This window comes from Pseudomonas lundensis, assembly GCF_002269125.1.
Lineage (GTDB): Bacteria > Pseudomonadota > Gammaproteobacteria > Pseudomonadales > Pseudomonadaceae > Aquipseudomonas > Aquipseudomonas lundensis_A.
Genome location: NZ_NQKI01000020.1, coordinates 40,295 through 53,059, shown reverse-complemented (window position 1 = coordinate 53,059; position 12,765 = coordinate 40,295). Strand labels below are relative to the sequence as shown.

Sequence of the window (12,765 nt, the reverse complement as noted above, 5' to 3'; positions counted from 1 at the left end):
GGTTTAAACCCGCAAGATCCGCCCGCTGATGGCCACGACCAGCAGCAGGGCGGCGATCATCAGGAAGGCCACGCTCAAACTGCTGGCGTGTGCGACAAATCCGATTGCCGCAGGGCCTGCGAGAATACCGGCGTAGCCCAGCGTGGTGATGGCCGGTACGGCGATGTGTTCAGGCATCACGGTTTGCTTGCCCACGGCGGAGTACAGCACCGGCACAATGTTGGAACATCCCGCGCCTACCAGCGCGTAGCCGAGCAATGCCACTTGCCAACCCGGTGCCAGGGTAGCCAGTGCCAGGCCCAACGCCGCGAGCGCCCCTCCCAGCACGATCACCCGGGTGGGGCCCAACCGCCGGACGAGGGTGTCGCCCAGCAAGCGCCCGGCGGTCATGGTCACGGCGAAGGCGGCATAGCCCAAGCCCGCATAGGCTTCGCCGATGTGTTTTTCAGCGCTGAGGAACACGGCGCTCCAGTCAAGCATGGCCCCTTCGGCCAAAAATACGATGAAGCACAGCACACCGATGAACAGCACCACGCCGTGAGGGATGGCAAATGCCGGGCCACTGCTTTCACTGCCATACGGCAGCAGGTGCGGTGCGGCTTTGGCCAGCGCAGCCAGTAACAGCACAATCACCACGGCAATCGCCCACAGCGGTGTAAGCCCCAGCGCCAGCAAGGCGCTGACCCCCGCCGCACCGGCAATCCCGCCCACGCTGAACAGGCCGTGGAAGCCCGACATCATATTGCGGCCGCTGGCGCGTTCGACGATCACGGCTTGCAGGTTGACCGTGGAATCCACGACCCCCAAACCGGCCCCAAACACAAACAGCGTGGCAATCAGCAGTGCGACGGTGCTGGCGGTGGCCAGTAGAGGCAGTGCCAGACAAATCAATAGCGTACCGGCGATGGTGACGTTGCGGCAGCCATAACGGGTCGCCAGCATGCCCGCGATGGGCATCGCCAGAATCGAACCGGCCCCCAAACATAACAACAGCAAGCCCAAGGTGGCCTCGTCCAGCCCCGCCCGGGCTTTGGCATAGGGCACCAACGGCGCCCAGGCCGCCACGCCGAACCCGGCAATAAAGAACGCCATGCGGGTCGACATCTGCTCGAGGCGTCCCGGAACAACGGGCTTTTGCGTAACGGCGGCGGTCATGATCATCCTTGTCTATCGAGTCGGTGCGACGCGGCGAAACATCCTGACATATTCGCGGCGGGCGGTGCGAGGCTGCGCTGTGAAAACGCAGCCTGCGTGCGCCTACAGGCTTTGCATGGCCCTCTGGACCTGCTGGTGCACGGTTTACACCTGCAGCAAACGTTCGCGCAATTTGCCGATTTCGTCGCGCATCTGCGCCGCGGCTTCGAATTCCAGGTCGCGGGCCAGTGCGTACATTTTTTCTTCCAGCTGACGAATACGCTTGCTGATTTCGCTCGGTGAACGCAGTTCGTTTTCGTACTTGGCGTTTTCTTCGGCGGCTTTGGCCATGCCTTTGCGTTTTTTGCTGCGCGAGCCGGGCACGGTTGCGCCTTCCATGATGTCGGCCACGTCCTTGAACACGCCTTTGGGGGTGATGCCGTTGGCAAGGTTGAAGGCGATTTGTTTCTCCCGGCGCCGTTCCGTTTCACCGATCGCCCGCTCCATGGAGCCGGTGATACGGTCTGCGTACAGGATTGCCCGGCCGTTGAGGTTACGGGCTGCCCGGCCAATGGTCTGGATCAACGAGCGCTCGGAGCGCAGGAAGCCTTCCTTGTCAGCGTCGAGAATCGCCACCAATGACACTTCCGGCATGTCCAGGCCTTCACGCAGCAAGTTGATGCCCACCAGCACGTCAAACACGCCCAAGCGTAAGTCGCGGATGATCTCGACCCGTTCCACCGTGTCGATGTCCGAGTGCAGATAACGCACACGCACACCGTGGTCAGCCAGGTAGTCGGTCAAGTCTTCGGACATACGCTTGGTCAGCGTGGTCACCAGGACGCGCTCTTGCAGCGCCACACGCTTGGTGATTTCCGACAGCAAGTCGTCGACCTGGGTCAGTGCCGGGCGGATCTCGATTTGCGGGTCCACCAGACCGGTCGGACGCACCACCTGTTCGATCACCCGGCCCGCATGCTCGGCTTCGTAGTTGCCGGGTGTGGCCGAGACAAAAATGGTTTGCGGGCTGATGCGCTCCCACTCGTCAAAACGCATGGGCCGGTTGTCCAGCGCCGACGGCAGGCGGAAACCGTACTCAACAAGGGTTTCCTTGCGCGAGCGGTCGCCCTTATACATCGCGCCGACCTGCGGCACACTGACGTGGGATTCATCAATCACCAGCAGTGCGTCAGCCGGTAGGTAATCAAACAGCGTGGGCGGCGGAGCCCCGGATTCGCGTCCCGACAGGTAGCGTGAGTAGTTTTCGATGCCGTTGCAGTAACCCAGCTCCATGATCATTTCCAGGTCGAAGCGGGTGCGCTGTTCAAGGCGCTGGGCTTCCACCAGCTTATTGTTGGCGCGCAGGTAATCGAGGCGCTCTTTGAGCTCTTCCTTGATGCCCTCTACGGCGTCGAGCAGGGTTTCGCGCGGGGTCACGTAGTGGCTTTTCGGGTAGAAGGTGAAGCGCGGCATCTTGCGGATCACTTCACCGGTCAAGGGGTCGAATGCGCTGATGCTCTCGACCTCATCATCAAACAGCTCGATGCGGATGGCTTCGAGGTCGGATTCGGCCGGGTAGATGTCGATGACGTCGCCACGCACGCGGAACGTGGCACGCGCGAAGTCCATGTCGTTGCGGGTGTATTGCAGGTCGGCCAGGCGACGCAGCAGTTCGCGCTGATCGAGTTTGTCGCCGCGGTCGATGTGCAACACCATTTTCAAATAGGTTTCGGGGCTGCCCAAGCCGTAGATGCACGACACCGTGGTCACGATAATCGCGTCCTTGCGTTCCAGCAGCGCTTTGGTCGCTGACAGACGCATTTGTTCGATGTGGTCGTTGATCGAGGCATCTTTCTCAATGAAGGTGTCAGAGGAGGGTACGTAGGCTTCGGGCTGGTAATAGTCGTAGTACGAAACGAAGTATTCCACCGCATTGTTCGGGAAGAACGACTTGAACTCGCCATACAACTGCGCCGCCAGGGTCTTGTTGGGCGCGAGCACCAGGGTCGGGCGGTTCACGTGGGCAATCACGTTAGCGATGCTGAAGGTCTTGCCCGAACCGGTCACCCCGAGCAGGGTCTGGTGGGACAGGCCGGCTTCAATGCCTTCGATCATCTGGCGAATGGCTTCGGGTTGATCGCCTGCGGGCTCAAAGCGGGTAACGAGCTGAAAATCGGACATATCTGACCTCTGGATTCGCATCTATAAAGGCATGGACCTTTCAAATGCGCGAAAGACTGCATACGACGCATGCCGCAGGAAAAAAACAGGATACGGCTAAATATGGTGTTGGTGACTGACTGTTTCAAGGCGCGTGTCTGACAGGGCCATTCAGGCCCGGAATGCAATTAGACCAGTGGCCTGAAAATAAACTGAAATACTTGACCAAATCCGGGAATCGCCTGTTGCCCCAATCGTGTACGGGCTTATACTTGCTCCCCGTTTGTGCACCGCTCTAGTGCAATCGGCTGGAGCGTTGTCACCCCCTCCATTCCCTATTCAGAGCCGCCGTAATAATGAGCCTGTTCTCCGCTGTCGAAATGGCACCACGCGATCCTATCCTGGGCCTCAACGAAGCATTCAACGCCGATACCCGTACCAGCAAAGTGAATTTGGGGGTCGGTGTTTACTGCAACGAAGAGGGAAGAATTCCGCTCTTGCGTGCCGTTGTCGAAGCCGAGACCCAACGCGTCGCTCAACACGCGTCGCGCGGTTACTTGCCAATCGACGGTATTGCCGCCTACGACCAAGCCGTTCAAAAACTGCTGTTCGGTGCCGAGTCGCCGTTGCTGGCCGCTGGCCGTGTCATCACCACCCAGGCAGTCGGCGGGACGGGCGCTCTGAAAATCGGCGCAGACTTCCTCAAGCAGCTGCAGCCCGATGCGGTGGTCGCCATCAGCGATCCAAGCTGGGAAAACCACCGCGCACTGTTTGAAACCGCAGGTTTCCCGGTGCAGAACTACCGCTACTACGATGCCGCCACCCACGATGTGAACCGTGCCGGGATGCTGGAAGACCTGAACGCGCTGCCGTCGGGTTCCATCGTGGTGCTGCACGCCTGCTGCCATAACCCGACCGGTGTCGACCTGACCCCTGCTGACTGGCAGAACGTGCTGGACGTGGTCAAGGCCAACCAACTGATTCCGTTCCTCGACATGGCCTATCAGGGTTTTGGTGACGGCATCGCCGAAGACGCCGCAGCCGTGCGCCTGTTTGCTGACTCGGGCCTGAGCTTCTTTGTGTCCAGTTCGTTCTCCAAGTCGTTCTCGCTCTACGGCGAACGTGTTGGCGCACTGTCGATCATCACCGAATCCAGGGACGAGAGCGCGCGCGTTCTGTCTCAGGTCAAGCGTGTGATCCGCACCAACTACTCGAACCCGCCAACCCACGGCGCAAGCATTGTGGCGGCTGTGCTCAACAGCCCTGAGCTGCGGGCCATGTGGGAAGACGAGCTGGCCGAAATGCGCCTGCGCATTCGTGGCATGCGCCTGCAAATGGTCGAGTTGCTGGCCAAGAAGGCACCTGAGCACGATTTCAGCTTCGTGGCCCGCCAGCGCGGCATGTTCTCTTACTCGGGCCTGACCGTGGAGCAAGTGGCGCGCCTGCGGTCCGAGTTCGGCATTTACGCGCTCGACACGGGTCGCATCTGCGTGGCTTCTTTGAACCAGCGCAACATTGAGGTGGTTACCGACGCCATTGTTCAGGTCATCTGAATAATGCAAAGAGAAGTCTTCACGAGTGTTGACTTCTCTTTTTATATCAGTAAGATAGTCGCCATTCCGCGATAGCTCAGTTGGTAGAGCAAATGACTGTTAATCATTGGGTCCCTGGTTCGAGTCCAGGTCGTGGAGCCAGATAAAAGAAAAGCCGCTAGCGATAGCGGCTTTTTTTATGCCTGTCGATAAGGTTTCCTGCCTGTTAGCTGTGCCGCGTCCGTTTGCGATTATCAAGTGGCGGTTCGATAATCGCCCCGGCCTTTGTTGGCATCAGGACAGGAAAACAATAATGAGCGAAGAACGCCCGTTGCCACTCTCTACCGTGGCGCCGCCAATTGTGGCGTCACCCGCCAAGCGCATCGACGCCTTGACCGGCGACCCGAATTTCATGACGTCACTGGCCCGAGGCCTCGCCGTGGTGCATGCCTTCCAGGAGCGAAAACGGCAACTGACGATTGCGCAGATCAGCCATCGCACCGAAATTCCCCGTGCCGCCGTACGCCGTTGCTTGCATACCCTGATCAAACTCGGCTATGCCACCACCGATGGGCGCACGTATTCCTTGCTGCCCAAAGTGCTGACCCTGGGTCACGCTTACGTGTCTTCGACCCCCTTGGCGGTGACGGCCCAGCCCATTCTGGATCGCCTCAGCGAACACGTGCATGAGGCGTGCTCAATGGCCACGCTGGAGGGCGATGAAATCCTCTACATCGCCCGCTCGGCAATCCCTCAACGCTTGATCTCGGTTGATTTGAGTGTGGGCAGTCGTTTACCGGCCTATTGCACGTCCATGGGACGAATTCTGCTCGCCGGGCTGGATGATCTGGCGCTGGACGATTATCTGGAGCGTGCCGAACTTCACGTCAAAACCAGCCGTACGGTCCATACCGTGGACGGTTTGCGCGCAAGCATCGGACACGTCCGCGAGCAGGGGTGGGTACTTGTCGATCAAGAGTTGGAAATCGGTTTGCGTTCGATTGCCGTCCCATTGAAAGACGCGGCGGGACAAGTCCTGGCAGCCCTCAATGTGGGGACTCACGTCAGCCGCGTATCTAGCCAGGAGCTGGAGTCGCGCTACCTGCCCATACTGCTGCAAGCCAGCCGGGAACTCAGCACCCGGCTCTATAGCTGAAACAGTGTGCGTTAATCGAACGCTTGGCAGAAGGTTCAATTGAGTCCTTCTTCGTCGTGCGGCTTAATGCGACAGGCGCCATGCGCCGAGAACCGTTCCTCCGGTCAGCGTATTTATCTGTGCACACAGGCATAGAATCGGTGGCAGCTTGATCAAACACTGCGTTTAGGCAAAGCGCAGTGCATAAAAACAACGTGAGTGCCTTGCCATGAACAGTTGCCTGCTCAGTAACACCAGTAGTGTGTTCGACCGTGCGGACCCCCATGCCGTCTCCAGCTACGTGAATGAACACATGGGAATGCACGACATCCGTATGCCGCGGCTCGGTCAGCCCGCGGCTTCGTTAAACCATCGCAAGTTCGCCAGCCTTGACCTGTGTCGCATCAGCTACGGCGGCAGTGTGCAGGTGACTTCGCCTGCGCTGGAGACCATTTACCACTTGCAGGTGTTGTTGCGTGGCCATTGCCTCTGGCGCGGGGGCGGTGAGAAGCACCACTTCAGCCCCGGCGAGTTGTTGCTGATTAACCCGGATGATCCGGTCGACCTCACGTATTCCGCTGACTGCGAGAAATTCATCATCAAATTGCCTTCGTCGCTGTTGGATAAAACGTGCCGCGATCATCACTGGCAGCCCCCTGATGACGGAATTCGTTTCAAACCCAGGCACAACCTGCATCAGTTAGAGGGTTTTTACGGTCTGTTGCAGTTGGTGTGCGTGGAAGCGGAGAGCGCTCACACGTTGCAGCAAGTGCAAGAGCACTTTACGCGGATCATCTGCGCCAAATTGCTGACACTGCTGGACAACAACGTCAGCCGCTTGCCGCTCGCACAAGGCGCCGCCAGTTTTGAGCGCATTCTGCAATTTATTGAAACCAACCTGAAACACGACATCAGTGTTGAGCAATTGGCCCGTCTGGCGCACAGCAGCCCACGCTCGTTGTATGCCTTGTTTGAGCGACACACGGGCACGACGCCTAAGAGTTTTATCCGTCAGAAGAAGCTCGAACAGATCCGCTCAAGCCTTTGCGACCCGGCCGCACGGGTGCGCAACGTGACGCAAGTCGCCCTGGAGTATGGGTTCCTGCATTTGGGACGGTTTTCGGAAAGCTACAGAAGTGCTTTTGGCGAATTGCCCTCCGAAACCCTGCGTCGCCACAAGGCACCTAACCCTCAGGGGTAGCTGCACCGTCGGCCTGATCCGGGCCGATGACCTTTTGCTGTGCCGCCCATCCGCTGCCGTTTACCTGCCGACTGCGGGTATGCAGTAAACGGATAGAGGTCGTGCACAAAGCGGATATTGCCGCGTCACCGGGGAACGTAGCCTTGATTCCGTTGAAACAATAATAACGGAGCCATGGCCATGAACCTGGGACTCGACTACCTGAACAGCCTGCTGCAAGACGATAAAAAGAACGGCATCTTCCGCTGCAAACGCGAAATGTTCACCGACCCGCGGTTGTTTGATCTGGAGATGGAACACATCTTCGAAGGCAACTGGTTGTACTTGGCACATGAAAGCCAGATCCCGCAGAACAACGACTACTACACCACCCACATGGGGCGTCAGCCGATTTTTATCGCACGCAACAAGGCGGGTGAACTCAATGCGTTTATCAACGCTTGCAGCCATCGCGGGGCAATGCTCTGTCGTTTCAAAAGCGGCAACAAGGCAACCTACACCTGCCCGTTCCACGGCTGGACGTTCAATAACTCGGGCAAGCTGCTCAAAGTCAAAGATCCCAAGCACGCCGGTTACCCGGAAAGCTTCGACTGCGACGGCTCCCATGACCTGAAGAAAATTGCTCGGTTTGAGTCGTACCGGGGGTTTCTGTTCGGCAGCCTGCGCGATGACGTTGCGCCGCTTGAAACCTTCCTTGGCGAATCGAAAAAAATCATCGACATGGTGGTCGATCAATCTGCCGATGGCCTGGAAGTGCTGCGCGGTTCATCGACCTATGTGTACGAAGGTAACTGGAAGTTGCAGGCCGAGAACGGCGCCGACGGCTACCACGTATCGGCCGTGCACTGGAACTACGCCGCGACCCAGCAGCAGCGCAAGCTCAAAGAGGCAGGGGATGATATTCGCGCCATGAGCGCGGGCGGCTGGGGCAAAAAGGGCGGGGGGTTCTACGCCTTCGAAAACGGCCATTTGTTGCTCTGGACCCGTTGGGACAACCCTGAAGACCGGCCAATGTTTGCCGAGCGCGATCGCCTTGCCAGTGAGTTCGGTGACGCGCGGGCTGACTGGATGATCGGTAATTCACGCAACCTGTGCCTGTACCCCAACTTGTACCTGATGGACCAGTTCGGCTCACAGCTGCGCATTGCCCGGCCGTTGGCAGTCGACAAGACCGAAGTCACCATCTATTGCATCGCCCCCAAAGGCGAGGGCGCTGAATCGCGTGCCAAACGGATTCGTCAGTACGAAGACTTCTTCAACGTCAGTGGCATGGCCACGCCGGACGATCTGGAAGAGTTTCGCGCCTGTCAACAAGGCTTCGCCGGTCGCGCCATGGAATGGAATGACATGTCCCGGGGCAGTAAGCATTGGGTCGATGGCGCCGACGAATCGGCCAGGGAGATCGACCTGCAGCCGTTGATGAGCGGTGTGCGCACCGAAGACGAGGGCTTGTTCGTGTTGCAGCATACGTATTGGCAGTCGCAAATGGTGGCAGCGCTTACACACCGTCAGGATCAGATGATTTACGTGGAGGGCGCGTAAATGAGCCTGACCTACGAAGCCGCGCGAGACTTTCTTTACCGTGAAGCGCGTTACCTGGACGACAAGCAGTGGGACGATTGGCTGGAAATGTACGCCCGCGACGCAAGTTTCTGGATGCCCGCCTGGGACGATCGCGACCAATTAGTGGAAAACCCCCAGACCGAGATCTCGTTGATCTGGTACGCCAACCGCAGCGGTCTGGAAGACCGCGTGTTTCGCATCCGCACCGAACGCTCCAGCGCGACAGTGCCTGACACACGCACCTCGCACAACATCAGCAACATAGAACTGATCGAGCAAGCGGAGGGCCTGTGCAAGCTGCGTTTCAACTGGCACACCCTGAGCTTTCGCTACAAGGTCGTCGATCATTTCTACGGCACCAGCTTTTACACCCTGGACACCCGCGGGCCTAACCCGCTGATCAAGGCTAAAAAGGTAGTCCTGAAGAACGACTACGTGCGTCAGATTATCGACGTGTACCACCTCTAAACCCGATGCGGAGCCTGCGCTGGCCCGTATCAGGGGCGAGCAGAACCCCGGTTCTTGCCGCCACCTTGGGTGCCGTGCGTGCATGAAGCTCCGCCTGCGGTTTGACCTCTTTCTGTGTTAAGCGAGGCGTGCCATGAGCCATAAGATCGCACTGAATTTTGAAGACGGGGTGACCCGTTTTATTGATGCCGCTGTGGGCGAAACGGTTGCGGATGCGGCCTACCGTCAGGGCATCAACATCCCGCTCGATTGCCGCGACGGCGCTTGCGGTGCTTGTAAATGCTTCGCGGAGTCCGGTCAGTACGACCTCGGCGAAGAATACGTTGAAGACGCCTTGAGTGAAGAAGAAGCGCAACGCGGCTTCGTATTGACCTGCCAGATGCGCGCCGAAAGCGACTGCGTGGTGCGCGTGCCAGCTTCCAGCGAGGTGTGTAAAACCCGGCAGGCCAGTTATGAGGTGCACATCAGCGCAGTGCACCCGCTTTCCGAAAGCACCATCGGCCTGTCGCTCAAGGGCGAGGCCCTGAGCAACCTGGCATTTCTGCCGGGCCAATACGTCAATCTCAAGGTGCCTGGCAGCGAGCACTCACGTGCCTATTCGTTCAGCTCGCTGCAAAAGGACGCAGAGGTCAGCTTTCTGATCCGCAATGTGCCCGGCGGGTTGATGAGCCGTTATTTGGTCGGCCAGGCAGCGGTCGGCGACACCATGACCCTGACTGGCCCCATGGGCAGTTTTTACCTGCGGGATATCAAGCGGCCGCTGTTGCTGTTGGCGGGTGGCACGGGGCTGGCGCCACTCACCGCCATGCTGGAAAAAATCGCCGAGCAGGGCAGTGCCTACCCCCTGCACTTGATCTATGGCGTGACCCATGACGTCGATGTGGTGCAAGTGGACAAATTGCAGGCCATGGCCGCATGCATCGCCAACTTCACCTACAGCGTGTGCGTCGCCAACCCGGACAGCACGCACCCGCTCAAGGGGTATGTCACCCAGCACATTGCGCCCGCGCACCTGAACGATGGGGATGTGGACGTTTACCTGTGCGGCCCGCCGCCGATGGTGGAAGCGGTTAGCAGCTACCTGCGCGAACACGGCATTGAGCCTGCGAATTTCTATTACGAGAAATTTGCCGCCAGCGCCTGAGTGTTGCTCTTGTCGGCCCGTTGCTGGCTCAACGGGCGTGTTTATTCGCAGTGCGGTGCGGGATTCGCTGGCCGGATCGCCCACCTGCTTATAGCGAGGTCGGAACCATGAATATGCGTTTTCAAAAGAAGGTTGCAGTTGTCACGGGTGCCGCTCAAGGCATTGGGCGGCGTGTGGCCGAGCGCTTGGGGCAAGAGGGTGCGCAATTGGTGTTGGTTGACCGTTCGGAGCTGGTGCATGAGCTGGCCGCTGAATGGGCGCATGTGACCGACGTGTTGACCCTGACCGCTGACCTTGAACATATCGCGCAATGCCAGCGGGTGATGGCGGCAGCAGTCGAACGTTTCGGGCGACTGGACATCCTGATCAACAACGTCGGCGGCACCATCTGGGCCAAACCCTTTGAGCATTACCAGGCATCTGAAATCGAGGCCGAAGTGCGCCGGTCCTTGTTTCCGACCTTGTGGTGCTGCCATGCCGCATTGCCACACATGCTCGAACAAGGGGCAGGCGCCATCGTCAACGTGTCTTCAATTGCCACTCGCAGCATTAACCGCGTCCCCTACGGCGCGGCCAAGGGGGGGGTGAATGCCCTCACGGCGTGCCTGGCGTTTGAGACGGCCGAGCGCGGGATTCGGGTCAACGCCACAGCGCCGGGCGGGACCGAAGCGCCGCCACGGCGCATCCCGCGAAATGCCGCCGGGCAGACCGAACAGGAAAAAGCCTGGTACCAGCAAATCGTCGACCAAACCGTTAGCAGCAGCCACATGAAGCGTTACGGGACGATTGACGAACAAGCGGGCGCAATTTTGTTCCTTGCCAGCGATGACGCCGCGTACATCACCGGCGTGACGCTGCCCGTCGGGGGGGGCGATCAGGGCTAGGCGGGTTTGTGCCAGTTAGCCATCTGTGTCAGGCACCGACAACGCTGCTCCTGTGCCGGGCGCAGCCAGTCCCTGACATCTTTATTAATGCAACAGAGAACCCTGAAATGAGCCAAGTCCTGATCGAACGTGTGTCGGCCGTTATCGTCGACCTGCCCACCATCCGCCCCCACAAGCTGGCCATGCACACCCTGCATAAACAGACACTGGTCGTGATCCGCGTGCAGTGCAGCGATGGCATAGAAGGTATCGGTGAGTCGACCACCATTGGTGGGCTGGCTTACGGCAATGAAAGCCCGGAAAGCATCAAGCAGAACATCGACAGCCATTTGGGACCGCTGTGGGTGGGCCAGGACGCTGCCAACATCAATGCAGCGATGTTGCGGCTGGAAATAGCGGCTAAAGGCAACACGTTTGCCAAATCCGGGCTGGAAAGTGCGCTGCTCAATGCTCAGGGCAAGCGCATGGGGGTGCCAGTGAGTGAGTTACTGGGCGGGCGTGTGCGCGACAGCCTTGAGGTGGCCTGGACCTTGGCCAGTGGAGATACCGCCCGCGATATCAGCGAAGCGCAACAGATGCTGGACCTGCGTCGTCACCGGATTTTCAAGCTGAAGATCGGGGCCAACCCGGTTGCCCAGGACCTCAAGCACGTGATTGCCATCAAGCAGGCCTTGGGTGAGCGCGCCAGCGTGCGGGTGGACGTCAATCAGTCGTGGGACGAGTCGCAGGCCATTCGCGCTTGCGAAGTGTTGGGCAATAACGGCATCGACCTGATCGAGCAGCCGATTGCGCGTATCAACCGCGCCGGGCAAGTGCGCCTGAACCAGCGCAGTCCGGCACCGATCATGGCGGACGAATCCATTGAAAGCGTCGAAGACGCCTTTGGCCTCGCCGCAGACGGCGCAGCGAGCATCTTCGCCCTGAAAATAGCCAAAAACGGCGGCCCGCGAGCGGTGCTGCGCACGGCGGCCATTGCCGAAGCGGCAGGCATCGCGCTGTACGGCGGCACCATGCTCGAAGGGGCCATCGGCACCCTGGCCTCGGCCCATGCCTTTGTGACCCTGCGTCAACTGAGCTGGGGAACGGAGTTGTTTGGCCCCTTGTTGCTCACTGAAGACATCGTCACTGAACCACCGGTTTATCGCGATTTTGCGTTGCACGTACCGCATACGCCGGGCCTTGGCCTGACCCTCGATGAAGAGCGCCTGGCGTTCTTTGCCCGTAACTGACCCGGAGGACCCGCACATGTTGTTCCACGTAAAGATGACCGTAAAACTGCCGGCGGACATGGACCCGGCCAAGGCCACAACACTGAAGGCCGATGAGAAAGAACTGGCCCGGCGCCTGATGAGCGAAGGCACCTGGCGGCACTTGTGGCGCATCGCCGGGCAGTACGCCAACTACAGCGTATTTGACGTGGAGAGTGTGCAAGCGCTGCACGACACCTTGATGCGTTTGCCGTTGTTTCCCTACATGGATATTGAGGTTACGCCGCTGTGTCGGCACCCGTCCTCCCTTCGCGAAGACGACCGTTGATTACGCCC

Annotated in this window: 11 protein-coding genes and 1 tRNA gene; 10 read left to right on the top strand and 2 right to left on the bottom strand. The window is 59.3% G+C overall.

What is annotated here, in order from left to right; all coding sequences use genetic code 11:
- Positions 1-3 precede the first annotated feature (3 nt).
- Positions 4-1,155: an MFS transporter gene (locus tag CJF39_RS13735; protein WP_094993928.1), complete on the bottom strand. Its 1,152-nt coding sequence runs from the start codon at positions 1,153-1,155 to the stop codon at positions 4-6.
- Positions 1,156-1,299: 144 nt separating this feature from the next.
- Positions 1,300-3,315, bottom strand: coding sequence for an excinuclease ABC subunit UvrB (uvrB, locus tag CJF39_RS13730; protein ID WP_094993899.1), 2,016 nt, complete (start codon positions 3,313-3,315; stop codon positions 1,300-1,302).
- Positions 3,316-3,650: 335 nt separating this feature from the next.
- On the opposite strand from uvrB, the gene CJF39_RS13725 reads away from it, so the two are divergent.
- From CJF39_RS13725 to catC, 10 genes are all read left to right on the top strand, one after another.
- Positions 3,651-4,847: an amino acid aminotransferase gene (locus CJF39_RS13725; RefSeq protein ID WP_094993898.1), complete on the top strand. Its 1,197-nt coding sequence runs from the start codon at positions 3,651-3,653 to the stop codon at positions 4,845-4,847.
- Between the two features lie 65 nt (positions 4,848-4,912).
- Positions 4,913-4,988, top strand: a tRNA-Asn gene (locus CJF39_RS13720).
- Between the two features lie 151 nt (positions 4,989-5,139).
- Complete coding sequence (locus CJF39_RS13715) at positions 5,140-5,982, top strand: IclR family transcriptional regulator domain-containing protein (RefSeq protein ID WP_094993873.1); 843 nt, start codon at positions 5,140-5,142, stop codon at positions 5,980-5,982.
- Positions 5,983-6,190: 208 nt separating this feature from the next.
- A complete protein-coding gene (locus CJF39_RS13710; protein WP_094993874.1) occupies positions 6,191-7,162 on the top strand; it encodes an AraC family transcriptional regulator in 972 nt (323 codons plus the stop codon).
- A gap of 180 nt (positions 7,163-7,342) precedes the next feature.
- Complete coding sequence (benA, locus tag CJF39_RS13705) at positions 7,343-8,704, top strand: benzoate 1,2-dioxygenase large subunit (RefSeq protein WP_094993875.1); 1,362 nt, start codon at positions 7,343-7,345, stop codon at positions 8,702-8,704.
- A complete protein-coding gene (benB, locus tag CJF39_RS13700; RefSeq protein WP_094993876.1) occupies positions 8,705-9,193 on the top strand; it encodes a benzoate 1,2-dioxygenase small subunit in 489 nt (162 codons plus the stop codon). It abuts the gene before it with no gap.
- Positions 9,194-9,326: 133 nt separating this feature from the next.
- A complete protein-coding gene (gene benC / locus CJF39_RS13695; RefSeq protein WP_094993877.1) occupies positions 9,327-10,337 on the top strand; it encodes a benzoate 1,2-dioxygenase electron transfer component BenC in 1,011 nt (336 codons plus the stop codon).
- Between the two features lie 107 nt (positions 10,338-10,444).
- Positions 10,445-11,221: a 1,6-dihydroxycyclohexa-2,4-diene-1-carboxylate dehydrogenase gene (locus tag CJF39_RS13690; RefSeq protein ID WP_094993878.1), complete on the top strand. Its 777-nt coding sequence runs from the start codon at positions 10,445-10,447 to the stop codon at positions 11,219-11,221.
- Positions 11,222-11,328: 107 nt separating this feature from the next.
- Positions 11,329-12,450: a muconate cycloisomerase family protein gene (locus CJF39_RS13685; RefSeq protein ID WP_094993897.1), complete on the top strand. Its 1,122-nt coding sequence runs from the start codon at positions 11,329-11,331 to the stop codon at positions 12,448-12,450.
- A gap of 16 nt (positions 12,451-12,466) precedes the next feature.
- Positions 12,467-12,757, top strand: coding sequence for a muconolactone Delta-isomerase (catC, locus tag CJF39_RS13680; protein WP_094993880.1), 291 nt, complete (start codon positions 12,467-12,469; stop codon positions 12,755-12,757).
- Positions 12,758-12,765 lie beyond the last annotated feature (8 nt).

Coding starts and splice junctions, on each gene's coding strand:
- benA (WP_094993875.1), top strand. CDS start 7,343: ATGAACCTGGGACTCGACTACCTGAACAGCCTGCTGCAAGACGATAAA.
- CJF39_RS13735 (WP_094993928.1), bottom strand. CDS start 1,155: ATGACCGCCGCCGTTACGCAAAAGCCCGTTGTTCCGGGACGCCTCGAG.
- benB (WP_094993876.1), top strand. CDS start 8,705: ATGAGCCTGACCTACGAAGCCGCGCGAGACTTTCTTTACCGTGAAGCG.
- CJF39_RS13715 (WP_094993873.1), top strand. CDS start 5,140: ATGAGCGAAGAACGCCCGTTGCCACTCTCTACCGTGGCGCCGCCAATT.
- uvrB (WP_094993899.1), bottom strand. CDS start 3,315: ATGTCCGATTTTCAGCTCGTTACCCGCTTTGAGCCCGCAGGCGATCAA.
- CJF39_RS13685 (WP_094993897.1), top strand. CDS start 11,329: ATGAGCCAAGTCCTGATCGAACGTGTGTCGGCCGTTATCGTCGACCTG.
- benC (WP_094993877.1), top strand. CDS start 9,327: ATGAGCCATAAGATCGCACTGAATTTTGAAGACGGGGTGACCCGTTTT.
- CJF39_RS13690 (WP_094993878.1), top strand. CDS start 10,445: ATGAATATGCGTTTTCAAAAGAAGGTTGCAGTTGTCACGGGTGCCGCT.
- catC (WP_094993880.1), top strand. CDS start 12,467: ATGTTGTTCCACGTAAAGATGACCGTAAAACTGCCGGCGGACATGGAC.
- CJF39_RS13725 (WP_094993898.1), top strand. CDS start 3,651: ATGAGCCTGTTCTCCGCTGTCGAAATGGCACCACGCGATCCTATCCTG.
- CJF39_RS13710 (WP_094993874.1), top strand. CDS start 6,191: ATGAACAGTTGCCTGCTCAGTAACACCAGTAGTGTGTTCGACCGTGCG.